The organism is Paenibacillus sp. O199 (assembly GCF_001636635.1).
Taxonomy (GTDB): Bacteria; Bacillota; Bacilli; order Paenibacillales; family Paenibacillaceae; genus Paenibacillus; species Paenibacillus marchantiae.
The window spans coordinates 1-1,536 of record NZ_LGRP01000090.1; the positions used below are offsets into that span (position 1 = coordinate 1).

A 1,536-nucleotide genomic window follows, 5' to 3' on the forward strand; every position below is an offset into this window, starting at 1 on the left:
ACAGGCGCCACTGGAGTGACGGGATCAACAGGAAGCACTGGAGTGACAGGAGCAACAGGCAGTACTGGAGTAACAGGAGTAACAGGAGTAACGGGTGCAACTGGAGATACTGGAGTAACAGGAGCAACAGGCGCAACAGGAAGCACTGGAGTGACGGGAATAACAGGCGACACTGGAGTGACAGGACCAACAGGATCCACCGGGGTTACGGGTGCAACAGGCGCCACCGGAGTGACAGGAGCAACAGGCGACACTGGAGTGACAGGACCAATAGGATCCACCGGGGTTACGGGTGCAACGGGCGACAACGGGGTTACGGGTGCAACAGGTGATACTGGAGTGACAGGATCAACAGGCAGCACTGGAGTAACAGGAGCGACAGGCGCCACCGGGGTTACGGGATCAACGGGCGACACTGGAGTGACAGGAGCAACAGGAGCCACCGGGGTTACGGGTGCAACAGGAGCCACTGGAGTGACGGGAGCAACAGGAGCCACCGGGGTTACCGGAGCAACAGGCGCAACAGGGCAAGGTTTGTCGTCCTATGGCTACATTTTTAATACTTCAACTCAGTCTGTAGCTACCGAGACGGATATAACCTTCGATAGCAATGAAAACCTTACTAACATTACTCATACACCGGGTACGGCTGGAATTATTATTGGTAATGCTGGGGACTATGCGATATTCTTCATCGTTGCAGGCGTTCAGGCAAACCAATTCACCCTTTATCAAAACGGAGCCCCTGTAGGCGGTAGTGTCTATGGTTCAGGAGCTGGCACTCAACCGAATCCAGGAATGATTATTATCACCGCCGCTCCCGGTGATGTGTTGACATTACGAAATCATTCAAGTGCATCGGCTGTTGATCTGCAAACTCTGGCAGGTGGATCACAGATCAATGCCAATGCGTCTATTCTTATTCAACAATTGAGCAGCTAACTCAAGCTGTGAGCTCTGAAGCAGAATGGGGAATAGGCTGCCTGAAGGAGGGAATTGTATGACTGTTCTATCAACCGGCCCCATTGACAATAGTCCAGTTCTTGGTGTGAATCCTTCGAGTTTTGTAACGGTGAGGATTGTGAACAGGGATTTGGTCAATAGTTCAGCTCTTCAGATTTACGGTTACATCTTGAACGGTGAGAGAACGATGTATGTCAGTGAGTTGATCGAAGTGTTTCCTAACCAGGTACTCACAAGGAATTATAGTACAAACTTCGTTGCTTACGAGTTCGTATTCACCATCACAGGTCCGGCTGCCAATGAGACCGAGGTTTCCGTGTGGGGGAAAACATCTTCGGGTGAGCTGGTAGACGCCCATCGCCTAGTAGGTTTCGAACAATTAGGCTCGGAATGAGCGGAGTCCACGCAAGAATACAAAAAGGGTCGTGTCCAAAAAAATAGACATTTTAAATTGGGGATGCTCATTTTTTAGACATTAAGAGATGAACCAGAGAGAAGAAAAGTTGGATGCTCTGGAATACTGTGTATACAAAAAAACCATGTGCCCTGAAAGAAAGTGGCAGCATGGTTTTT

The 1,536-nt window shown here is 49.8% G+C and carries 2 protein-coding genes; both read left to right on the forward strand.

Annotated elements, in window-relative coordinates:
• The coding region (locus tag A6049_RS32225) for a BclA C-terminal domain-containing protein (RefSeq protein WP_063568464.1) at positions 1-942 on the forward strand (942 nt) is incomplete at its 5' end.
• Positions 943-1,000: 58 nt separating this feature from the next.
• Complete coding sequence (locus A6049_RS32230; protein ID WP_063568465.1) at positions 1,001-1,357, forward strand: hypothetical protein; 357 nt, start codon at positions 1,001-1,003, stop codon at positions 1,355-1,357.
• The last annotated feature ends 179 nt before the right edge of the window (positions 1,358-1,536 follow it).